Here is a 22,972-nt window from a genome sequence, read left to right on the forward strand (position 1 = left end):
ATGACGATCGCCTTTTACGACGCCGCGCAGGTCGAACATCTGCTTGATTATCCGGGCTGCATCGCGGCGATGCGCCGCGCGATGCAGGCCTTGTCCGAAAGCGGCAAGGCGCAGCCGCTGCGCCAGATCGTAAAGATTGCCGACAACGCGCTGTTCGGCGTGATGCCGGGCGATCTGGCGGCGATCGACAGCTTCGGTGCCAAGCTGGTCAGCGTCGCCGAGGATCCTGTGCGGCCCGGCCGATCGCGGCATCGCGGCGTGGTGGTGGCCTTTGCGGCCGGCACTGGCGAGATCGCATGCATCGCCGACGCCGAAGCCGTGACCAGCATCCGCACCGCTTGCGCGACGGCGGCGGCGACCGATGCGCTGGCCCGGCCCGAGGCCAGGACCTTGGCGATCTTCGGCGCGGGAACCCAGGCCGAAACCCATATCCGCGCGCTGCGCCATGTCCGTGCCTTTGACCGCATCCTGCTGTGGAGCCGATCGATTGGCACTTCGACTGCGCTCGCGGCGCGGCTGTCGGCCGAGCTGGGGCTGACCATCGAGGCCATGACCGATGGCGAACGAGCCGCCGCCGAGGCCGACGTGATCTGCACCGTCAGCGGATCGGCGGAGCCGATCCTGTTCCGCTCCTGGGTCGGTGATGGCACCCATGTGAATCTAGTCGGGTCAAGCTTCCTCGGCCCGGTCGAGGTTGACAGCGCGCTGGTCGCGGCCGGCCGCTACATCGCCGACTATCGGCCCGGCGTGCTCGCCCAGGCGGCCGAACTGGCGGTCGCGCGCGACGCGGGCCTGGTCGGTGACGACCATGTCGTCGGCGAGATCGGCGAGGTCCATGCAGGCACGCTCGTCGGGCGCGAACGGCCGGAGCAGATCACGATCTACAAATCGCTTGGCCATGTCGTGCAGGATCTCGCCGCCGTGGCGTATCTGCATGCCCGCGCCGCCTCGAAAGGCATCATCGCGTGAAGAAACTCCTCCTCGAGAGTCTCGCCGCCTCGCTGCTGCTCGCTGTGCCGGCATCCGCTTTCGCGGCGACCGAAAGACTGTCGATCCTGTCCAATGGCGAGAAGGTCGGCACGGTCGTCGTCGAGACCGAGGGCGATCATGCGGTGGTCGATTATCGGGTCGACAATAATGGCCGCGGCCCGAAGCATCGCGAAGACCTGACCTTTGGCGAAGGCGGCGTTCCGATCGCCTGGACGATCAAGGGCACGTCGCTAATGGGCGGCACCGTCGACGAAAGCTACCGCTGGTCGGCCGGCCGCGCGCAGTGGATCAGCCAGGCCGATACGGGCAGCGCCAGGGCGAAGCGCCCACCGCTCTATGTCGTCAATGACGACAGCCCCTATGCGATCTGGGTCTATGCCCAGGCCGCGCTGGCGCAGCCCGATCACAGCATTGCGGTGCTGCCATCGGGCAAAATCTCGCTCGAGAAGCTGCAGACGCTCACGCTGGGCGACGGCGCCGCCGCGACAAAGGTCACCGCCTGGCGGCTGAACGGCGTGCAGCTCAACCCCAGTTATCTGCTGCTCGACAAGGACCAGAAGCTGTTCGCGCTGTTCGGGCCGTCGGCTGACGGCATCACGATCCGCGAGGGCTATGAGGCATCGGTGCCGATGCTTGCCCGGCTCGGCGGTGAACTGGAGACCGGGCGCGCGCTCGATCTGCAGCGCAAACTCGCGCACCGCTTCGATGTGCCGGTCCGTATCCGCAACGTCCGCATCTTCGATCCGGAGACGGGCAGGCTGTCACCGCTATCGACGGTCGTCGTCATGCGCGACACGATCACCCAGGTGATCGCTGACGACAGGCTGCCGGCACCCGAGGACGAAGTGCTGATCGATGGCGAGGGCGGCACCGTCTATCCGGGCCTGCACGACATGCATTCGCATGCCACCCTACCGTCGGGCCTGATGTATCTCGCCGCTGGCGTCACCGCGACCCGCGACATGGGCAATGACAACAGCTTCCTGCAGAACCTGCTATCGCAGATCGACAGCGGCCAGGTGGCGTGGCCGCGCATCGTGCCGAACGGCTTTATCGAAGGACGCAGCGCTTATTCGGCGCGCTACGGCTTCATCCCGTCCTCGATCGACGAAGCGCTGAAGGATGTCCGCTGGTACGCCGATCGTGGCTATGCCGAGATCAAGATCTACAATTCGATGAACCCCGACTGGGTGAAGCCGATCGCCGCCGAAGCGCACCGGCTTGGCCTGAGGGTGACCGGCCATGTCCCTGCCTTCGACACGCCCGACCGGGTGATCGCTGACGGCTATGACTCGATCGCCCATCTCAACCAGCTGATGCTTGGCTGGATATTGCGGCCCGAGGAGGACAGCCGCACGCCGCTGCGCCTGACCGCGATGTCGCGCGCGGGATCGCTCGATCTGAATTCGGAAGCCGTGCAGAAGACGGTGCGGCTGATGAAGCAGCGCGGCGTCGCGCTCGACACCACGGTGGTGATCCTCGAGCAACTTATGATGAGCCGCGCGGGGCAGGTGCCGATGGGGCAGGAGGATTTCCTGTCGCACATGCCGATCGGCTTCCAACGCTACCGCAAGCGGTCGTTCGTGACGATCGCCGATAAGGCGCAGGAGGCCGCCTATCAGTCGGGCTATGACAAGATGCTCGAGACGGTCGGCATGCTCCACAAGGCCGGCATCCGCCTGTTGCCGGGCACGGACGACGCGACGGGCTTTTCGGTACAGCGCGAGATCGAGCTCTATGTGAAGGCGGGCCTTACCCCGGCCGAAGCGCTGCGTGCCGGCACGCTGGGGGCTGAGGAATTCTTCGGCCGGACCGACCGGCTGGGCAGCATCGCGCAGGGCAAGCTGGCCGACTTCGTGCTGGTGCCGGGCGATCCGACCAAGGACATCGCCGCGATCCGGCGCCCGCGCATGGTGATCCGGGGCGGGGCGATCTATTTTCCGTCGGAGATCTACAGCGCGCTGGGCATTACGCCGTTCACCACCGCGCCCACCATCCGCGCGGCCACCAAGGTCGCCGAGCGCGACGGTGGCGGCGACGCGGTCGGCTTCGGATATGGAGAGCATGTCGATGAGGATTGATCGTGCGCTGATCGGCCTGGGGCTGGCGTTCGCCGCGCTACTCGCCGGTCCGGCCCTCGCGGCCCCCGCGCCGGCCGCGCGCGAAACGCCGCAGCCGCGCATCTTCCGATCGGAAGGCCAAGGCAGCTTCGGTGGGGTTCGGCTTCGCTATGCGGCGGCGGTGGAAGAATATCTGCTGCCCGGCGCGAGCATCTTCCTCACCAGTTATATCCGCAGCGACGTGAAGGCGCCCCTCACGCGCCCAGTGATCTTCGCCTTCAACGGCGGGCCTGGTTCCGCCTCGATCTGGCTGCACATGGGGCTTATGGGCCCGCGCCGTGTCGATTTCGACGATCCGGCCACGGCGCGCACGGTCGCTCCCTTCGCCACCGTCGCCAATCCCGACAGCCCGCTCGACGTCGCCGACATCGTCCTGATCGATCCGCCGAGCACCGGCTACAGCCGGATCCTGCCGGACGGAAAGGCCGAACAATTCTACGGCACGCAGCAGGACGCGCAGGCGATGGTCGATGTGATGCAGCAATGGCTGCGCCGCCACGGCCGGCTTAACGCACCCCGGTACCTGATCTCCGAAAGCTATGGCACGATCCGCGCGGCGGTGATGGCGAAGCTGATGGCCGGCGGCCCGACCCAGACCGGTGGAATGGACGGCCTGACTCTCAACGGCGTGATCCTGCTCGGCCAGGCGCTGGACATGGGGCGCGGTACCGAGGGCGATGATCGCCCCTATCTGGGCCTGCTGCCATCACAGGCCGCGACCGCTTGCTATTTCCGCAAGGTCGCGGCCGGCTGTACGCCGCAAGGACAGGCCGAGGCGGCCCGGCGGTTCATCGACGCAAGCTATCTGCCGGCGCTCTACGCCGGATCGCGGTTGCCCGCCGACCGCAAGGCCGAGGTCGCACGCCAGATGTCGGCGCTGATCGGCATATCCGAAAGGGACATCCTTGCCAGCGACCTGCGGATTTCGGGCGCGGCCTTCGCAAAACTGCTGCTCGCCGATCGTGGCCAGCGGGTCGGTCTCTATGACGCGCGCTTCGTACTGCCGTTGCAGGGGGCGGGCAGTGATCCGGTCGCCGACGATCCGGCGATGGGACAATATGTCCCGGGCTTTGCCGCGGCCTGGAACGACTATGCCGTGACGACGCTCAAGGTCGATCTCGATACGCCCTATCAGCCGATCGCCTTTCGCGACGTCAACGCACGCTGGGATTATGGCTCCGGCGCGGGCGTGCCGCTGGGCCGGAATTTCGCGGTGGATCTCGCCGCGGCGATGAACCGCAACCCGGCGATGCGGCTGATGGTCGGCACGGGTTATTACGACCTCGTCACGCCGCTCGGCACCGCCGAATATACGCTGACCCATGCCGGAGTGCCGCTGGGCGCCACCAGCTTCCATGCCTATCCGTCGGGGCATATGCCTTATCTCGGCGCCGAGGCGCGCACCGCGCTGATCCGCGATATCCGCGCCTTTGTCGGCGGCGGCAAGTGAGCTCCGCGATCGAACGTGCCACCCTGCGCAAGAGCGTCGGGCTGGTCGGCGTCGTCACCTTCGGCGCCGGTACTGCGATCGGCGTCTCGATCTTCTCGATCCTCCAGCCGACCGCGCAGGTCGCCGGGTCGGGCCTGCTCGCCGCGATCGGCGTGGCGGCACTGCCGATGCTCGTGTTCGCGGCGGTCTATGCCTATCTCGGTTCGGCGCTGCCGGTGTCGGGGGCGTCCTATGAATGGCCGACCCGTTTCATCCATCCCGGCGTCGGTTTCATCATCGCCTGGCTGCGGATCATCTCCAATGTCGGGGCGTTGACCATCCTGTCGCAAGTGATGGTCAGTTATCTCGCGATGGTCGTTCCCCTGCCGGTGAAGCCCGTCATGGCGGTGGCGATCACGGCGATCTTCGCGCTCAACTATATCGGCGTATCGATAGCTGCGAAGGTGCAGACGCAATTGATGGCGCTGCTGCTGATCATCCTCGCGATCTTCGTCGCAACCGGCCTGCCACATTTCGATGCCGCGTTGGTCGGCAATCCGCTCGATACGCAGCCGCTGGCGATCCTCGCGGTCGTACCGCTGATGATCAGCCTGTTTCTGGGCATCGAATCCGCCGTCGAGATCGGCGAAGAGGTGCGCGACGCGCGGCGCAACGTGCCGCTGGGTATCGCGCTGGCGATCGGCCTGACCGCCATCGTCTACGGCCTTGTCGCCGTCACCGCGCTCGGTCTGGTCGGGCCGGAAAAGCTTGCCGCGAGCCAGGCGCCGCTGCTCGACGCATCGAAAGTCGTACTGGGCGATCTGGCGATCCCCCTGATCGTCGGGGCGGCATTCTTCTCGATCATCAAGTCGATGAACGCGGCGGCGCTCACTTTCTCGCGCAGCCTGTTCGCCATGGGCCGCAACGGTGCGCTGCCGCGCGCGATCGGCGCGGTGCATCCGCGCTTCGGCACACCGCACGGGGCGATCCTGTTCGGCTATGTCTGCGCGATGTTCGGCCTGTTGCTGCCGCCGAGCCTCATCTTCCTGCTGCTCGCGGTCAATATCCCGACGATGCTCAAATATATGGCCTGCTCCTATTCGGCGACCGTCGTGGCGCGGCGCCATCCCGACATCCACGCCCGCTCGACGATCCCGCTGTCGCGCAGGGCGGTCGTGGTGCTGGGCTATGCCGGCATGGTCTGCGCGCTGCTGGTCGGGATATTCGGGATCGAGGCCGATCCGCGCCCCTATCTGCTGGTCGGTGGCTGGCTGGTCATCGGCCTGGCCTATTGGTTCCTGAAAGGCCGCAAGGGCGGTTCGGGCAATACCAAGCGCGATTTGGCCGAATAAGCGATCAAATTATGCGGAATGGCGATCCAGTCGTCCGAGATAGAATAATTAGTGCCTGCCGCCGCCGGTAGAGAGGACGCCATGTCTGGAGAAGAAAATATGCCGGCGTCGGTGACGACACTTCCCGAAGATGGAAGCTATGCGCAATGGGTCCGCGGCGCACTCGCCAAGGCCCGCGCTCATGACGGGCAAACCGTCAGCCTGTTCGAAAGTTCGGTGCCCGAACCGCGCGAATTGTTGCGCACCACCGTGCTGGCAGCGGTCGAGCCGACCTTCTCACGCTATTATGTCAGTGCCTTTGGCGACGGCAATCCTCTCGTTCGCGACATGCTGGCTGAACGCTATGCGGTTGAGCGCGATCAGGTGCTGTGCACGACCGGCGCCACCGGCGGACTTTCGCTGATCTACCGTGCCTTCGTCCGGCCGGGCGACCATGTACTCGTCGAGACGCCGGGCTTCGATCTGTTCCGTCACCTTGCCGAAGCGTCCGGGGCTGTGGTCGACACCTTCCAGCGCAGCGGCGATCGCTTCGCCATCGATGTGGCCGAGGTCGAGGCCCGGCTGCGGCCCGACACCCGGCTGATCGTGCTGTCCGATCTGCACAACCCATCGGGCATGGCGATTTCCGAGGACAGGATGCGCGCTCTGGCGGCGCTGGCCGAACGGCGCGGCGTCCTGCTCGTGGTCGACGAAGTCTATCGCGACTATATCCCGGAGCAGCGACGCCCTCAGGCGGCCGCCGCGCTGTCCCCGGCGGTCATCAGCCTTTCGAGCCTCACCAAGATCTACGGCCTGGGCGTATTGCGCTGCGGCTGGATCGTCGGCGCGATGGACGTGATGGAGCGGCTTCGCCAGCTGAACGGCCGCATCGAATTCGGCATGTCGACGCTGTCGCACGCCGTTGCCGCGCATGTGCTGGCGGACAGCAGCGCCTTTGATCAGCATTCACGAGACTATGTCGCGCAGTGCCGTCCGCGCTTCCAGTCGTGGTTCGATGGCATGGTCGCCGAGGGGCTGATGGCTGGCGTGCTGCCCCAGGACGGCTGCATCTGCTTTCCGTCGCTGCCCGGCGTCGCGGACACCCGTGCCTTTTCCGAATGGCTGATCGCACGGTCGGGTGTGATCGTCGCGCCGGGTGAATATTTCGGAGCGCCGGGTCATGTCCGGATCGGCTTCTGCCAGGAGGGCGACAAGCTGGACGCCGGCTTGCGCGGCCTGGAGGAAGGCCTGCGCGCATATGTCCGGCAGCCCCAGGCCGTCGGCGCGAATTGACCGGCCTGAGCAGAGGCCGGCGCGGTCGGGCAAACTTGATCCAACTCGGTCGTAATCGGCGAAAGTTTATGCACGAAGCCGCCCGGCGACCTCGAATCAGAATAAATATGACGGCGGTGCACGGGTAATCTGCGGATGTCTTGATGAGGGATGTTCGCCGGAAGCGACGATGACAATCGCGTTTCGGGTGGGCGGCAAAAAGAGGCTTCGGAACCGGATGTAGACGGTCTCACCAGGGACCCGGATCCGCGGATTTAGGGGGATACGAAGAATGAAAGATGTGAAACACACCATCTCCATCTCGGCGGCGGTCATCGCGCTGGCGGTGTCGATGCCGGCGGTCGCCCAGGAGGCGCCGCCCGCCGACGACAATTCGGCCGGCGATATCATCGTCACCGCACAGAAGCGCGCCGAGCGCCTGATCGACGTGCCGGTCGCCATCTCCGCGATCTCGGCGGACACGCTGACCTCGCAGAACATCAATCGTCTGTCGGAATATTTCGACCGTGTGCCGGGTCTCCAATATTCGAACCAGCGCGTGTCGGGCCTGGCGCTGCGCGGCGTCACCACCGGCGGCGCGACCGCGCCGACCGTCGCGCTGCTCGTCGACGACATCCAGTTCGGCGGCACCACCGGTACCGGCCAGCCGCCGCTTCCCGATTTCGATGCCAGCGCGGTCAGCCGGGTCGAAGTGCTGCGCGGCCCACAGGGTACGCTCTATGGCGCGTCGAGCCTTGGCGGCCTGATCAAATATGTGCTCAAGGAACCCGATACCAACGCGTTCTCCGGCCGCATCGAGCTTGGCGGCACCTCCATCGCGCATGGCGGCACCGGCTATGCGGCACGCGGCTCGGTCAACATCCCGGTCACCGACTGGCTGGCGATTGCTGGCAGCGGCTTCAAGCGTGAAGACGCACCCTATCTGGACAACGCCAATCCCGCCGCGCTGAAGGCGAAGGACGTCAACACCCGTGACGTCTGGGGCTTTCGTGGCGCCGCGCTGATCAAACCGGCCGATAATTTCCGCATCATATTGTCGGCGCTCCACCAGAAGCAGGACGCGATGAACAGCGACCTGGCGATCACCGCGGGCGGTGTTCCGGTCTGCAGAGCATGCACGCTTGCCACCTCGCCCACGCGAGCGACGGCGGTGACGACATTCGAGCCGGTCTATGGCGACCTGACGATCAACTCGCTCGATTCGATCAACAACTCGAAATTCCAGCTCTACTCGGCGCGCGGCGAGCTCGAACTCGGTGGTGTGACCATCACCTCGATCAGCGCTTGGAGCCGTGCGGACAATGTCATTACCAGCGATGTGACCAACGTCTTCGGCGGTCTGTTGCGGGCAGTCTATGGTCTATCGACGGCACCGACCGTGCAGATCGCCAATGCCGACCAGACGCATAAATTCTCGCAGGAACTGCGTTTCGGCGGCGATTTCGGCACCAGCTTCAGCTGGCTCGCCGGCGGCTTCTACACCGTCGAACATGCCGCGACCAACCAGACGCTGATCGCGACGGGCAGTCTCAATGCAACGCCCTATGTCGGCACCGGTCCCGGCACCTATCGCGAATATGCCGGTTTCGCCGATCTCACCTGGCACGCGACCGACAAGCTCGATGTCCAGGTTGGCGGCCGTTATGCGCACAACAAGCAGCACAATGAGTCGACCCTCGACACCTCGCCGCAGACCGCTCCGGTCTTCGGTTCGGGCACGACGATCGCCGATTCGAGCGACAGTGCCTTCACCTGGCTGATCTCGCCGAGCTATCATTTCTCGCGCGACATCATCGCTTATATCCGCGTCGCGAGCGGCTATCGTCCGGGCGGCCCAAACATCGCGGCGCCGCCATCGGTGCCGCAGTCCTTCGGCTCGGATACGGTCGTGAACTATGAATTCGGCTTCAAGGGCAAGGTCATTCCCGGCGTCCTGACGCTTGATGCCTCGCTGTTCCAGATCGACTGGAAAAATATCCAGCTGCAGGGCACCGATTCGATCAGTTCGCTCACCTTCCTTGCCAATGGCAGCAAGGCACGCAGCCGGGGCCTGGAATTCGCGGCAAACCTCACGCCCTGGCGGGGCATGGCCATCGATGCGAGCCTGACGTTTACCGATGCGACCCTGACCCAGGATCTGCCGACGCTCGCCGGTGCCACCGGGCTGAGCGGGCTGGCGGGTGACCGCCTGCCATTCTCGGCAAAGGTCGCGGGTAACGTCAACGTGCAGCAGACGTTCGATCTGTCCGACTCGCTCGAAGGCACCCTGGGCCTCACGGCCATCTATCTCGGTGATCGTGCCAGCACCTTCGTGACGAACGCCGCGAACGCGACCCGTCCGCGCATCCTGATGCCTGAATACACCACGGTCGATATCCGTGCCGGTCTGACCTATGATCGGGTCTGGAGCGTCAACCTCTACACCCGCAACCTGTTCGACAAGCGCGGCGTCGCCGCTGCGGACAATCGCAACGGCGTCAATGTGCCGACCGCGCTGTTCATCCAGCCGCGCACCATCGGCATAACCCTGGCGCGATCGTTCTGATCATGGCGGGCGGCGATCGCGCTTCATGATATCGAGATGCGCAGGGCCCCCGGTCCTGCGCATCTTTTTTGGTACGGATATGATCGAGGTGGACCGATGCGACCGGCGTTGATCAGTTATGCTCTGACGGGCCTCGTGCTGGCGTTCGCACCCGCGACACCGTCCATCGCCGGTGCGGCGGAGCGAAGCACCTCCCTTGCCGTGACGCTGGCGCCGATCGCAGCACCCGCCGCCCGGACGCGGATCGGCACCGTCCGGATCACCTTGCGCTTCGGCGGTATCGCTGCCGGCCGGGGCGACGCGTTGCTCCGCCTTCCAATGGTCGCCAGCAACGTCGACACGGTGGCCACCACGATCTCCGCCATCACCGCGCGCGACGCGAAGGGTGTGCTGCATCTCACCGCGCGTGACATCGACCTGCCCGAGACGAGTATGCGCGACGCGGTCGGCGGCGGACCGTCACGCGAATGGCTGGTCGACCGCGCGGTGCAGGGCGCGGTCACCATTCAGTACAGCGTGCCGGCCGAGGCGACCCTGCCGCCCCGCGGCCCGGCGCCGCCCTTCTCCTTCACTGCCGATGGCGGCGGGGTGTCAGCGGCGGGCCATGTCTTCCTGCTGCTGCCCCCCGGCGACAACCGGTATCGCACGACCTTCGGCTGGGATCTGACCCGCGCGCCCAAGGGGAGCCGGGGCGTCAGCTCACTCGGCGAGGGTAGCGTCACCGCCGCCGAGCCGCTCGATGGCGCGCAGTTGCGGATGAGCTTCTTCATGGCCGGGCGGATCGGCACCTGGCCGCCCAGCACTCCCGCCGGCGGTTTCTTCGGCGCATGGCAGGGCGATCCCCGCTTCGATGCCGGCGCGCTGCTCGCCTGGACCGGTACGCTCTACGATCATTATGCGCACATGTTCGGCCAGAAGGACTCGCCGCCTTATGGCGTCTTCCTGCGCTACAATCCGATCAATGCGGGCGGCGGCGTCGGTCTCTACCGGTCATTCGTGACCACCTTCGGCACGGGGCGCGGTTCGGATGTCGCCAGGATCCGGCTGACGCTCGCGCATGAGATGTTCCACACCTTCCAGCCCTATATCGCCAGCCCCGCCGGCCTCGAATCCTCGTGGTTCGGCGAGGGGCTTGCCACCTTCTACCAGGCGCGGCTGCCGTTCCGCTTCGGGATGCTGACCCCTGAGGAATATCTGGCCGACATCAACTGGACCGCGGCGCGGTATTACACCAGCAGCATGGCCCGCGCCCCGAACAGCCAGGTGCCCCTGCGCTTCTGGGCCGACACCCGCGTGCGAACGCTGCCCTATGACCGGGGCATGCTCTATTTCGTCACGGTCGACGATGCGCTGCGCAAGGCCAGCGGCGGCAAGACCTCGCTCGACGATCTGATGCTCGCCATGCTGGCGATCGAAAAGACCGGCAAGGTGACCGGCAATGCCGATTGGGAAGCGTTGCTGGCACAGCATCTTGGACCGGGAGCCGTCGACGATTTTCGCGCGTTCCTGGACGGGGCGATGCCGGTGCCCGCTTCGGATGCCTTCGGCGCCTGCTTCCGTCGGACCACCCGCCCGCTACGGCGCTATGAACTGGGCTTTGCAACCGATGTCCTTGCCCAGCCGAAGCGCGTGGTAAGCGGGCTGGTTCCGGGATCCGCTGCGGACAAGGCGGGATTGCGCAATGGCGACGAGATTGTCGATCCGGTGCCGCAGGACGGGATCCAGGGCGAGCAGACCGAACTGATCCGTCTCAAGGTGCGGCGCGGGCAGGGCGTTCTGCCAATCTCCTATTTGCCGCGCGGCGAGACCGTCGACGCCTATCAGTGGGAGTTCGTGCCCGGTGCCGCGCGACAAGGTTGCGCACTTTGACGAACCTGTCCCGGTCGCTTGGCGCCCCTTTTGAATAGCGTTCGTGTTTCACCGTAAGAGGGTGATTTCAACGCTTTCTCCGCGCGAGCCACGAAGCGCCTCGCTGCGCTTCGGAAGCCGCACCGCGGGCGGCTCCCGCTTGACCATGTACCCTGAGTTCGATAGAGGCGCACGGAGTCGAACTGGGGCGCCAAGCTCCGGTTTTCAGGCGAAAACTTTTTGTGGTTCATTTCATGGTACCACGAAAGATTCGTCGATCGGAAAGTTGGGAAGAACAATGGCTTGTCGCCTGAGTTCGAATCCACCCTCTCCGCCAGTTTTCATGATATAGACGCGCCCGAAAGGCACCGACACCGCATGGCATACAAGGAACCGAGCTTTCAGGACCGGGCGGCGCTCTCCGCGCAAGCCAAGCAGAAGGCCCTGGAGAAACTGAAGGCTCAGCCGCCGATCGATCCGGCGGTTGCCGAGGCGCGCGCTGCCGCACGTGCCGCAAAGGAAGTGGCCGATGCCAAGCGCCGCGCCGACAAGCTTGCCGCCGCCGAACAGGCGAAGCTCGACAAGATCGCCCGCGCTGAAGCGGCGCTCGCCGAAGCCGCTGCTGCAGTCGAGCGCGCGCAACTGACCGAGGCCGAGAAGAAGGCGGCGCGCGACGCGCGCTACGCCGCACGCAAGAAGGGCAAGCGCTGACCGCCTGACCTCCATCGGAGGTTTGTCACGGCCCGCAGCGATTAAAATCTCCGTAAATTCGACCTGCAGGCCCATGCCCTGCATCGCGTTGGCGTGAGCCGATCCGGCCTGGAATCATTTCCGCGCCGCTATTGCGATATCAGCCTGAACTCAATCGACCGCCCAACCGGCGCGGTTTGACGCTTCCCGGCCCCTGCCTTCTCGTGCTAACGAGAATTACTCGCATTAGTGAAGATCGGGGACGTGGAATGATTCGCTTCAGGGAAGCCCGCTTGCTGGGCGCGCTTTTGGCGCTGCCGTTTTCCGGACCTGTCTTTGCAGAGACGATTGTCACCGGACCCCGGCCGGTATTGTTCGGGCCCTCATTGGCCGCTGACCGTGCCGCGATCCTCGCCATGGCGGGCGATTACAAGGTGACGTTCGATTTCCGCGAAACCACGCCGTGGCGCGCCGATTATACGCCGATCCAGTCCAAGCTTTCCGGTGGCCATGAAAGCGTGCGCGTGGTCGAGGACAGCCCGACGCACATCGTCCTGCAGCATCTCTTGGTCGTCGGGACGACCGGCAGCGACCCGATGGTGATCAAGCATTGGCGGCAGGACTGGACCTATGAGCCCGCCACGGTGCTGACCTATGAAGGGCAGGGGAAATGGGGGCTGACGGACGTGCCGGCCGACCAGCGCAAGGGCAGCTGGTCGCAGACCGTGTGGCAGACCGATGATTCCCCGCGCTATGGCGGCTGGGGTAAATGGACCAGCGAGGGCGGGATACCGCGCTGGCAGAGCGACTGGTCATGGCGCCCGCTCGCGCGCCGCGATGCGGTGCGCAAGCCGCCCTATGACCGCTATTTCAGCATCAACCGCCACTCGCCGTCACCCAATGGCTGGATCCACTGGCAGGACAATATCAAGATGGGGTTGGTCGGCGGAAAGCTCGTGCCCTTCGTCCAGGAATCGGTCCTCAACACCTATGTGAAGGACAGCGACTATGACGTCGACTCCGCCGACGCCTATTGGACCGCGACCAAAGATTATTGGGCTGCGGTACGCGCCGCCTGGGATGCGGCGATTGTCGCGAACAAGGGCGTAGTTGTGGCCGAGGTCGCCGACACCGGCTCCGCCTCGGGCGAGCGCCTGATGGGCTATGCCGACGACATCAAGGCCGGCAAGCTGAAGACCGCCGATGCGGTTGTGAAGGCGAGGGCGGTAATTGCCGAGGTCACCAGGCGCTAGGGTTCGATGAATTTAGACGGCTTCCTGTCGTCATCTCCGCTTTCTTGGAGGCACCGATGGTGTGACTCGCTGGAGGTCGCCATTTGAATCTTCTGGGTGACGAAGAAAATGGCAGCTTTGTACCTGATCTCGGTCGCTGTTGCCGTTTTGAGACTCTTCGCAAAGCGGACTTTTACAGCCGACTTAAGGAGCTGCAGTGTCGCCGACCGCCAGCACAACGATATTCGTGCCGGTCCCACTGCTGCGGAGTGAGTCGCGCGTGACCAGCAACGTGGTGCCTGGGCTCAGGATGCCGTCGAGCAGAACGCGAAAAGTCTCGGGAAGGTGCGCCCGGGCCCGCTCGATCGGGGTAAGTTCCGGCGCAATCGGCTTTGGGTTGCCGGGCAGCGGCAGCCTCAGCCAGTGGATGCCGGCTGGATCGATGCTTTTCAGCGTGAAGGCCTCGGTCCTCTCAACCGGACCATCGATGGTGATCGCCGCGGATCCGATCTCTATGCCATTTCGCAGTACAACGACGCGACGGTCTCGCCCGCTGACGACGATCGATATCGGACCGGCGGGAGACCTGTCCGGCCGCCAGATATAATCTTCGGGCGGTTGATGCATGTCATCCGGCCCAGCGGCGATGATCCCCGGTGTGGGCGATATCTCCGGTGCCTCAGCGTCATCGGTGATGATGACGGTGAGACCCAGGCGGGTGACGCCGAACAACAATTTGGCGAACGCCAAGGGCAGCCGCACACAGCCGTGAGAATCGGGATAACCGGGCAAATGGCCGGCGTGCAATGCGATCCCGCCCCAGGTCAGCCGCTGCATGAACGGCATCGGTGCATCCTTGTAGAGATTGGATGTGTGGTCCGCGTCTTTCTGCAGGATCGTAAATATGCCGGTCGGGGTTTGATAACCAGGCCGACCGCTCGATATCGTCGAAACGCCGATCGGGAGGCCATTGCGATAAAGATAGGCGCGCTGCGTCTTGAGACCGACGATCATCGTCACTGGCCCGGCCGGCGCGATGTCCGGTGCCCACAGGAACTCGCCGGGCTTGAGCGCCTCGACTGCGCCATCGGTCGATGCTGGCGGCGTTTGCGCGGTCGCGGCTGTATTCATTCCCATCAGCGCAACCATGGCCGCGCACCGCAACAACACATGTTTTCCGATCACCGATCAGCGCCGGTCGAGCTGGCGGCTGACGAGCATCAGGGTCGGGTCGCCCGGGTAAGGCGCGACGGTGAAGCCCATGTCGCGTTCCAGTTCGATCGCCTGGTGATTGTCGCGGCTTTCGATCGCTTCGAGTGTGTGCACGCCCTTCGACTCCGCATAGCGGGCGATATAGGCGAGCAATTCCCAGCTGATCCCCAGACGCTTGTGATCCTCGCGGATCGCGATCGCGACCTCGCCATGCTCGAACGCCGCATCACATGCGAGCATGCCGGTCGCGATCATCATCGATCCATCGGCAGTGAAGGCGAGAAAGTTTTCCGCATGATCATGGTCGAGGTGCGTGAGGGCGGTGATCTGGCTCGTGCCGACTTCGTTCAGGCCAGTCAGGAAACGGAAGCGCAGATCGGCGCGAGTGACATGCGAGAAGAAATCCTTCAGCGTTCCATCATCTTCATACAAAGCAGGCCGGACGTGGAAGCGGAAGCCGGTTCGCGTGGTGAGCATATCACCTGTCTTGGTCTGATTCACGCTGGATATCCTCGATCGGAATGGCTTTCCCGAGAAGGATGTAGCCAATGCAGCCGGGTCCGATCAGCGTCGGAAACCACGTAGATCGAGCGGGCAGGTGCAGAGGCTGGACCCTAAGTAGATTCCGACCCGGCCGGTCCGCAACCAAACCAGCTAGAGCCTGCTCATCGCTCAACGATGAGGAGGTCGCCATGCCGAAGCGCCACAATGAAATTACCTATATCGAAACCCGTCTTGCCAAGACGCTGCGCCAGGCCGAACATTCTTCGGGCGAATGCGACCGGGCATCGCATGAGGGCTTGGCCGATCTCTATCGTTCCCAATTGGCCGAGCTGCGCAAAAACCTGACGATGCCGAACCGGGCGCTCATCTAGCCGTCGGCGGGTGGGCCGCCGAAACCGGCGACGAACGCGATCCGCAACACGTCAGAAATACTGCGGACACCGAGCTTGTGCGTCAGGTTCGATCGATGGACTTCCACGGTACGGGTGGCGATGCCGAGCTTATAGGCGGTGATCTTGTTGGCCTGTCCGCGCACCATGCCGTCAAGTACTTCGCGCTCGCGCGGCGTCAGCACAGCGAGGCGCAACGTCGCCGCGGCAACGCTCATCTGCCCGGTCTGTGCGGCGCCGAGCCGCTCGAAGGCTTCCTCGACGGCGCGCAGCAGAACGACCTTTTCGAACGGTTTTTCGAGAAAATCGATCGCACCGGCCTTGATCGCGCGCACCGACAAGGCGATGTCGCCATGGCCGGTCAGCATCACGATCGGCAGGGCGATCCCACGCTCGCCGAGCAATCTCTGTACTTCCAGCCCGTCGAGTTCGGGCATGCGGATGTCGAGCAGCACACAGCCTGGCTCCACCTCGGCGGCAACCGCGAGGAATGCGACGCCGGAGGCATAGGTTTCGACCCGGAACCCGCTCATGCGCAGCAGGAAACTGGCCGAGCGGCGGATCGCGTCTTCGTCATCGATCAGATGGATAAGCCGCTCATCCGCCATCGATGTCGTCCAAATCCGCGCGCAAGAGCGTGAAGTGGAATTCGGTACCGTCCGGCAGCGCGGTCGCCCAGATCGCGCCGCCATGTGCCTCGACGATTGTGCGGCAGATCGACAGGCCCAACCCCATTCCCTCCGGCTTGCTCGAGGCAAATGCCTGGAACAGCCGGTCGGCGACGCCGGGTGCGATACCGCCGCCGGTGTCGGTGATGGTGACCTGCATATGATCGTCGACAGGGCATGTCGCGATCGTCAGGATGCGGCGTGGGGTGTCCGCCATCGCCTGGATCGCATTGCGGATAAGGTTGACCAGCACTTGCTGGATCTGAACGCGGTCAGCCCGCACCATCGCGTCCGTACTGGAATAGTCCGTCACCACCCGGACTCCGGCCGCACGCGCGCCGATCAACGCGAGGTGCGCGGCTTCTTCGACCATCAGGTTCAGCGGCTCAGGTCGCTGGCTGACCGCGCCATGAGCGACGAAATCGCGCAACCGGCGGATGATATGGCCGGCGCGGATCGACTGCGCCGTTGCATCCTCCATCGCCTCACGTGCCAGCGCCAATGTTTCGGGTGTCGGATCATCGAGCAGGCCGCGCGCGCCTTCGAGATAGTTGGTGACGGCGGTCAATGGCTGGTTGAGCTCATGCGCCAGCGTGGAGGCCATGGTGCCCATTGCGCTCAGCCGTGAGACGTGGATCAGTTCGGATTGCAGGTCCTGCAAACGCAGTTCGGTACGCCGCCGTTCGGTGAGGTCGCGGATGAAGCCGGTGAAGATGCGCCGGTCGCCGACCAATGCCTCCCCGACCGCGAGTTCGAGCGGGAATGTCTCGCCGTTGCGGCGCAGGCCGGTGACCAGCCGCACCCGCCCAATCACCTTGCGTTCACCACCGCCCATATAGTCGGCGAGATAGCCGTCATGCCGGCCACGATCCGGTTCGGGCATCAGCACCGAGACGTTGCGGCCGATCACATCCGCTTCGACATGGCCGAACAAGCGCTCCGCCGCCGCGCTGAACGAGGATATGGTACCGGCTTCGTCGATGATGATCATCGCGTCGGGCACGGTTTCCAGAATGGAGCGCAGATGCTCTTCACGCCGTGCCAGCGCGGTTTCCGCCGCTTTCTGTTCGGTAAGGTCGCGCACGACCTTGCCGAAGCCGCGCAACGCGCCGGTCTCGTCATGCAGTGCCGTCATCGTGACGCAGGCGAAGAATTCCGAGCCGTCGCGGCGGACGCGCCAGCTTTCCTCCTCCAGCCTGCCCTCGGCAGCGGCGCGCACCAGATCGGCGGCGGGTTTGTCCGCCGCGATATCGCGCGGCTGATAGAAAACGGAGAAATGCCGGCCGACGATCTCAGCCTGGGTCCACCCCTTGATACGCTCCGCGCCGCGGTTCCAGATCGTCACATACCCTTGGGGATCGAGCATGTAGATCGCGTAGTTGGTCGCCCCGTCGATCAACAGGCCGAGCTCCTCCGCCAGGGTGCCGGGTTTCAGGGGGATCGCGCAAATCCTCATATCGGGCGATGCAGCACAACGCCGGGCCGATCGCGTACCACCTCCACGCCGGGAAATGCCTATCAAATCGGCGACTTGCCCGACGCTGCAACGAGCACAGCACGAGCGTCGGACGCGATTCTATGCCCCTCTTGCGACGGCATCACGCGGACGGCGATCGTCGCGGGACAGGAATCGCTTGCGGCTGGCACGTTGGCCCAGGTCAGGTCGCGGCAGATATCGGCCCGGGCTTCCGCATCATTTTCGCCGATTCCGCCGGTGAAGACGATCATATCCGCCCCACCAAGGGCCGCCATCATTGCCGCGATCTGTTTTGCTACCGAGCGGCAGAAGATCGCGATGGCGAGCCTGGCTTCCTCACTCGCTGCCGCGCGCAATTCGCGGATGTCGCCGGATATGCCCGATATGCCGCGCATTCCCGATTGACGATCGATCAGTGTCTCCAGCGCCGCCGCATCCAGCCCGTGCCGGCGCATCAGGTATAGCAACACGCCCGGATCGAGATCTCCGGTGCGCGTCGCCATTACGATCCCGCCCGACGGGGTAAGGCCCATGCTGGTGTCGACCGATTGGCCGTTCCGCACCGCCGTGACGCTGGCGCCGCTACCGAGATGCGCGATGATCAGCCGCGGCGGCCGCTCCGCACCGAGCTGATCGAGGATCGACTGGCAGGACAGGCCATGAAAACCGTATCGACGGATGCCCGCCGCGCGAAGCGTGCCGGGCAGCGGCAGAGTCGCGGCGATATCAGGAAGGCCGGCATGAAAACCGGTGTCGAAGCATGCGATATGCGGACGGTCCGGCCAACGCGCCTGCGCGGCCGCGATCAATGCCAGCGATGCGGGGCCGTGCAGGGGCGCGAAAGCGGTGGCCCGTTCAAGCCGGGCGATGATCCCGGTGTCGATCAGGACAGGGGCGAACAGATCCGGCCCGCCATGCACGATGCGATGGCCGATCGCGTCTGGCCGATTGCCACCCAGCGCATCGGTGATCGTATCGAGTGTCGTGTCGGCGGGGTCGGCGGTGCCAGCCGCGATTTGCGCCGTCGTGCCCGATCCGGCCTCGTACAATCCGAACTTCAGCGACGACGATCCCTCGTTCAGCGTCAGGATCTTCATCGGATCCAGCGCCAGTCGTTGATCTCCGGCAGGTCGTCGCCATGCTCGGCGATGTACAGTTTGTGGCGTTCGATCGCCGTCCAATATTGCGCGCGCGCATTGGGGATCAGATGGCGCAGCCGCGGCACGCGTTCGACCGCGTCGAGCGCCAGCCGATAACGATCGAGATCGTTGAGCACGACCATGTCGAACGGCGTGGTGGTGGTGCCTTCCTCCTTGAACCCGCGAACATGGATATTGGCGTGGTTGGGCCGTTTATAGGTCAGCTTGTGGACCAGTGACGGATAGCCGTGAAACGCGAAGATCACCGGGCGGTCGACCGTGAACAGCGCCTCGAACGCGCGATCGTCGAGGCCGTGCGGATGTTCGGACTGTGGTTGCAGCACCATCAGGTCGACCACGTTCACGACGCGGATGCGGATATTCGGAATGTTTTCGCGCAGCAGCATCACCGCCGCCATCGTTTCCAGCGTCGGCACATCGCCGGCGCAGGCCATCACCACATCGGGCTCGCCGGCATCGCTCGCGAAATTCCACACACCGGCGCCCGCAGTACAATGGCGCACCGCGTCGTCGATGCCGAGCCACTGCCATTCGGGTTGCTTGCCCGCGACGATGACGTTCACATAATTGCGGCTGCGCAGGCAATGGTCCGCCACCGACAACAGGCAATTGGCGTCGGGCGGTAAGTAGATCCGCGCCACGCCCGCCGTCTTGTTGGCGACATGATCGATGAAGCCGGGATCCTGATGCGACAGCCCGTTATGATCCTGCCGCCAGACATGCGAGGTGAGCAGATAGTTGAGCGATGCGATCGGCCGCCGCCACGGGATTCCGTCCGAGACCTTCAACCATTTGGCATGTTGGTTGAGCATCGAATCGACGATGTGGACGAACGCCTCATAGCATGAGAACAACCCGTGCCGCCCGGTGAGGAGATACCCCTCCAGCCAACCCTGGCAGAGATGCTCGCTCAGCACCTCCATGACGCGGCCGTTGCGGTCGAGATGCTCGTCCACCGCCGCGGTTTCCGCCATCCACGCCTTGCCGGTGACATCATATACCGCCTGCAGACGGTTCGACGCGGTCTCGTCGGGTCCGAACAGCCGGAAATTCGCGGCATCGAGGTTGAGCGCCATGGTCTCGCGGAGAAAATCGCCCAGCACCGCGGTCGCCGCCGCCTTCACACCGCCCGCCTCCGGTACGGTCACCGCGTGATCGCGAAAGTCGGGCAGGGCCAGCGGCCGGAGCAGCGCACCGCCATTGGCGTGCGGGTTCGAGCCCATTCGCCGATGCCCGGTCGGCGCGAGCGAAGCATACTCCTCACGGAACTTGCCGCTGGGGTCGAACAGCTCATCCGCACGATAGCTGAGCAGCCATTGCTCGAGCTGACGAAGATGTTCGGGATCGGTGAAATCGGCGATCGGCACCTGATGCGCGCGCCATGTGCCCTGGACGGGTTTGCCGTCGACGACCTTCGGCCCGGTCCAGCCCTTGGGCGTTTCCAGCACGATCATCGGCCAGCGTGGGCGTCCATTGTCCGGCAGGCCATTGCGCGCAGTAGCCTGAATCGCGCGGATCCGCTCCAGCACCGTATCGAGCGTCGCCGCGAGCGACTGATGCACGATATCGGGATCGTCGCCCGTGACGAAGAAGGGTTCGTGCCCATAACCATGCATCAATTCAGTCAGCTCCTCGCGCCCGATGCGCGCCAGCACGGTCGGATTGGCGATCTTGAAGCCGTTGAGATGCAGGATCGGCAGGACTGCGCCGTCGCGCGGGGGGTTGAGGAACTTGTTGCTGTGCCAGCTCGCTGCGAGCGCACCCGTCTCGGCCTCGCCATCGCCGATGACGCAGGCGACGATCAGGTCGGGATTGTCGAACGCCGCGCCATAGGCATGGGCGAGCGAATAACCCAGTTCGCCACCTTCATGGATCGACCCGGGTGTTTCCGGAGCGACGTGGCTGGGGATGCCGCCCGGCCAGGAGAATTGCCGGAATAGCCGGTCCATGCCGCCCCGGCTGCGCTCGATCGCGGGATAGGTTTCGGTGTACGACCCCTCGAGATAGGTGTTGGCAACGATCCCCGGCCCGCCATGTCCCGGGCCGATGACCGCGATCATGTCGAGATCATGCTCGACGATAAGCCGGTTGAGATGGACATAGATCAGGTTGAGCCCCGGCGTCGTGCCCCAATGGCCGAGCAGCCGCGTTTTCACGTCGCCGATCTCCAGTGGCCGATCGAGCAGCGGGTTGGCGCGGAGGTAAATCTGCCCGACCGAAAGATAGTTCGCTGCGCGCCAATACCCGTGCATGCGCCGCAGCATGTCGGGCGACAGCGGGCCGGCGGCACCTTTTCCAGACCGCTCGATCGCGGCTATCATCATGTCGGTCATATCGGCTTCCCGTCGGGTCGTGGCGTGAAGCCCGGCCATAGGAGGGCCGCGCGCACGCGGTCAGCGTCGGAAACTACGCAGAAGACCGCGCAATCTACGTACTTTCCGTTGCTGCCCGCACCACCGCTCCCGCCCTAGGGATGTCCTCAATCGAACAGTGGAAAGACAGCTCACATGGTCAACGCCGTCCTAAAGCCCGATGCGCTCGCGCTCGCTATCGAACGCCAGGCGCAGCCCATCGTACATCACGAACCGAAAGGCTTTTCCGATCGCTTCGCGCTCGGCTTCACCAAGCTCCTCCGGTTCAGCGCCGACACGTTTTTCGCCAAGCGCTATGGCCACCGCGCGATCGTATTGGAGACCGTCGCGGCGGTGCCCGGGATGGTCGGCGCGATGTTCACCCACCTCAAATGCCTGCGCCGGATGCGCGACGATCAAGGCTGGATCCGCACCTTGATGGAAGAAGCAGAGAATGAGCGCATGCATTTGATGACGTTCATCGAGATCGCCAAGCCGACCTGGTTCGAGCGCACGGTGATCCTGCTGGTGCAAGGCGTGTTTCTGATCGGCTTTTCGGTCCTTTATCTGCTCTCTGCGCGGACCGCGCACCGCGTCGTCGGCTATTTCGAGGAAGAGGCGGTGACCAGCTACACGTTGTACCTGAAGGAAATCGACGAAGGCCGGTCGCCCAACGTGCCGGCGCCGGCAATCGCGCGGCATTACTGGAAGATGGCCGACGATGCGACGCTGCGCGATGTCGTGCTGTTGGTACGCGATGACGAGGCGCATCACCGCGACGTCAATCACGGCTTTGCCAGTACCATCGCCGGCATGCCGATCGACCGGCCCAACGCGCCTTATCCACCGCATGCTACCGAACTCGCAGTGGGCGGCTGAGCCCGGGTTATCCCGTTTCCACAAGTATCTGGCGATTGGAGAATGATAATGACCCGCGACTCGTCGATTGCCGATCATCCACCGCGCCACGTGATCGTCATCGGCCATCCCGTGCCCGGCAGCTTCAATCACGCCATCGCTGACCATTATTGCAGGACCGTGCGGGACGCCGGGCAGGAAGCGGTAATCCGCGATCTCTATGCGCTGGATTTCGATCCGCGGCTGCGCGGCAATCGCTTTCCCGAACATCACACTGCGATGTCGATGGACGTCGCGCAGGAGCTGGGCCTGTTGCGGGAAGCCGATGCCATCGTGTTCGTCTACCCGATCTGGTTTGGGATGCCGCCGGCGATGATCAAGGGGTATGTCGACCGGGTGATGGGGGCGGGACTGACGCCGGCTGCCATAAGTCACGGTATTCAGGATTCGATTTTGGCGGGCAAGAGCTTGGCAACCTTCTCGACATCGGCGGCCTCCAGCATCTGGCTAGACGAACACGGTCAGATGGAAGCGGTCAGAAAGGCCTTTGACCGATATCTCATGGCCGTGTTCGGCATGACCGATGCTGGACACGAGCATTTCGGATCGTTGGCCCCCGATTCCGAAGATGGCCTGGCACGCCACTATCTTACCCAGGTCGAAGAGCGCGCCCGCGTGACATGCATGGGGCTTACCGCCAAGCGAGGTGCCGATCAGAGGCGATTGCTGCTCGCCACATCCGACTGAGACAAACCGCCGACGATGCACGAACGGGGACTGTTCGCTCCAATGGTCTGAAAGCGGTCCTTCTGCTGCCGGCCCAATAACCGCCATCATAAATATCCCCGCCTTCGCGGAGATGGCGGGATGGCGCG

At 64.4% G+C, this 22,972-nt stretch carries 18 protein-coding genes; 12 read left to right on the top strand and 6 right to left on the bottom strand.

The window, feature by feature from the left end:
• The 9 genes from H3Z74_RS05090 (at position 1) to H3Z74_RS05130 (ending at position 13,499) form a co-directional block, all read left to right on the top strand.
• Complete coding sequence (locus H3Z74_RS05090; RefSeq protein WP_187762874.1) at positions 1 to 969, top strand: ornithine cyclodeaminase family protein; 969 nt, start codon at positions 1 to 3, stop codon at positions 967 to 969.
• The gene (locus H3Z74_RS05095) at positions 966 to 3,071 is read left to right on the top strand and encodes an amidohydrolase family protein (protein ID WP_187762875.1); all 2,106 of its coding nucleotides are present in this window, start codon (positions 966 to 968) and stop codon (positions 3,069 to 3,071) included. The genes H3Z74_RS05090 and H3Z74_RS05095 overlap by 4 nt, the downstream gene beginning before the upstream one ends.
• Positions 3,055 to 4,560, top strand: a complete 1,506-nt coding sequence (locus H3Z74_RS05100) for a S10 family peptidase (protein WP_229726898.1) — start codon at positions 3,055 to 3,057, stop codon at positions 4,558 to 4,560. Before H3Z74_RS05095 ends, H3Z74_RS05100 begins: the two co-directional genes overlap by 17 nt.
• Positions 4,557 to 5,891, top strand: coding sequence for an APC family permease (locus tag H3Z74_RS05105; protein WP_187762876.1), 1,335 nt, complete (start codon positions 4,557 to 4,559; stop codon positions 5,889 to 5,891). The genes H3Z74_RS05100 and H3Z74_RS05105 overlap by 4 nt, the downstream gene beginning before the upstream one ends.
• Positions 5,892 to 5,990: 99 nt before the next feature.
• On the top strand, positions 5,991 to 7,163 hold the full coding sequence (locus H3Z74_RS05110) for a pyridoxal phosphate-dependent aminotransferase (RefSeq protein ID WP_229726899.1): 1,173 nt from the start codon (positions 5,991 to 5,993) through the stop codon (positions 7,161 to 7,163).
• A gap of 271 nt (positions 7,164 to 7,434) precedes the next feature.
• Positions 7,435 to 9,708, top strand: coding sequence for a TonB-dependent receptor (locus H3Z74_RS05115; RefSeq protein ID WP_187762878.1), 2,274 nt, complete (start codon positions 7,435 to 7,437; stop codon positions 9,706 to 9,708).
• A 108-nt stretch (positions 9,709 to 9,816) separates the two neighbouring features.
• Positions 9,817 to 11,577 carry a M61 metallopeptidase family protein gene (locus H3Z74_RS05120; RefSeq protein ID WP_229726900.1) on the top strand — a complete coding sequence of 587 codons (1,761 nt, stop codon included), beginning with the start codon at positions 9,817 to 9,819 and terminating at the stop codon, positions 11,575 to 11,577.
• Positions 11,578 to 11,934: 357 nt separating this feature from the next.
• Positions 11,935 to 12,267: a DUF6481 family protein gene (locus H3Z74_RS05125; protein WP_187762880.1), complete on the top strand. Its 333-nt coding sequence runs from the start codon at positions 11,935 to 11,937 to the stop codon at positions 12,265 to 12,267.
• Positions 12,268 to 12,515: 248 nt separating this feature from the next.
• Positions 12,516 to 13,499 carry a DUF6607 family protein gene (locus H3Z74_RS05130; protein ID WP_187762881.1) on the top strand — a complete coding sequence of 328 codons (984 nt, stop codon included), beginning with the start codon at positions 12,516 to 12,518 and terminating at the stop codon, positions 13,497 to 13,499.
• 183 nt (positions 13,500 to 13,682) lie between these two features.
• Here the strand turns inward: H3Z74_RS05130 and H3Z74_RS05135 are convergent, their stop codons facing one another.
• Complete coding sequence (locus H3Z74_RS05135; RefSeq protein ID WP_229726901.1) at positions 13,683 to 14,609, bottom strand: L,D-transpeptidase; 927 nt, start codon at positions 14,607 to 14,609, stop codon at positions 13,683 to 13,685.
• Between the two features lie 57 nt (positions 14,610 to 14,666).
• Positions 14,667 to 15,191 carry a GNAT family N-acetyltransferase gene (locus H3Z74_RS05140; protein WP_229726902.1) on the bottom strand — a complete coding sequence of 175 codons (525 nt, stop codon included), beginning with the start codon at positions 15,189 to 15,191 and terminating at the stop codon, positions 14,667 to 14,669.
• Positions 15,192 to 15,382: 191 nt separating this feature from the next.
• On the opposite strand from H3Z74_RS05140, the gene H3Z74_RS05145 reads away from it, so the two are divergent.
• Positions 15,383 to 15,565 carry a hypothetical protein gene (locus H3Z74_RS05145; RefSeq protein WP_187762883.1) on the top strand — a complete coding sequence of 61 codons (183 nt, stop codon included), beginning with the start codon at positions 15,383 to 15,385 and terminating at the stop codon, positions 15,563 to 15,565.
• Here H3Z74_RS05145 and H3Z74_RS05150 read toward each other — a convergent pair.
• The 4 genes from H3Z74_RS05150 to H3Z74_RS05165 all read right to left on the bottom strand — a co-directional run bounded on the left by H3Z74_RS05150 (position 15,562) and on the right by H3Z74_RS05165 (position 21,221).
• Positions 15,562 to 16,191, bottom strand: coding sequence for a response regulator transcription factor (locus H3Z74_RS05150; RefSeq protein WP_187762884.1), 630 nt, complete (start codon positions 16,189 to 16,191; stop codon positions 15,562 to 15,564). The genes H3Z74_RS05145 and H3Z74_RS05150 overlap by 4 nt on opposite strands.
• Positions 16,181 to 17,707: a PAS domain-containing sensor histidine kinase gene (locus H3Z74_RS05155; protein WP_187762885.1), complete on the bottom strand. Its 1,527-nt coding sequence runs from the start codon at positions 17,705 to 17,707 to the stop codon at positions 16,181 to 16,183. Before H3Z74_RS05155 ends, H3Z74_RS05150 begins: the two co-directional genes overlap by 11 nt.
• Before the next feature lie 62 nt (positions 17,708 to 17,769).
• Positions 17,770 to 18,825: an acetate/propionate family kinase gene (locus H3Z74_RS05160; protein WP_187762886.1), complete on the bottom strand. Its 1,056-nt coding sequence runs from the start codon at positions 18,823 to 18,825 to the stop codon at positions 17,770 to 17,772.
• Entirely contained in the window at positions 18,822 to 21,221 is a 2,400-nt protein-coding gene (locus H3Z74_RS05165; protein WP_229726903.1) for a phosphoketolase family protein, read from the bottom strand. The genes H3Z74_RS05160 and H3Z74_RS05165 overlap by 4 nt, the downstream gene beginning before the upstream one ends.
• A gap of 174 nt (positions 21,222 to 21,395) precedes the next feature.
• On the opposite strand from H3Z74_RS05165, the gene H3Z74_RS05170 reads away from it, so the two are divergent.
• Together H3Z74_RS05170 and H3Z74_RS05175 are read left to right on the top strand one after the other, a co-directional pair.
• Positions 21,396 to 22,118, top strand: a complete 723-nt coding sequence (locus tag H3Z74_RS05170; RefSeq protein ID WP_187762887.1) for an alternative oxidase — start codon at positions 21,396 to 21,398, stop codon at positions 22,116 to 22,118.
• Positions 22,119 to 22,166: 48 nt separating this feature from the next.
• On the top strand, positions 22,167 to 22,844 hold the full coding sequence (locus H3Z74_RS05175; RefSeq protein ID WP_187762888.1) for an NAD(P)H-dependent oxidoreductase: 678 nt from the start codon (positions 22,167 to 22,169) through the stop codon (positions 22,842 to 22,844).
• The last annotated feature ends 128 nt before the right edge of the window (positions 22,845 to 22,972 follow it).

The sequence above is a fragment of the Sphingomonas alpina genome, from assembly GCF_014490665.1.
GTDB classification, from domain to species: Bacteria; Pseudomonadota; Alphaproteobacteria; order Sphingomonadales; family Sphingomonadaceae; genus Sphingomonas; species Sphingomonas alpina.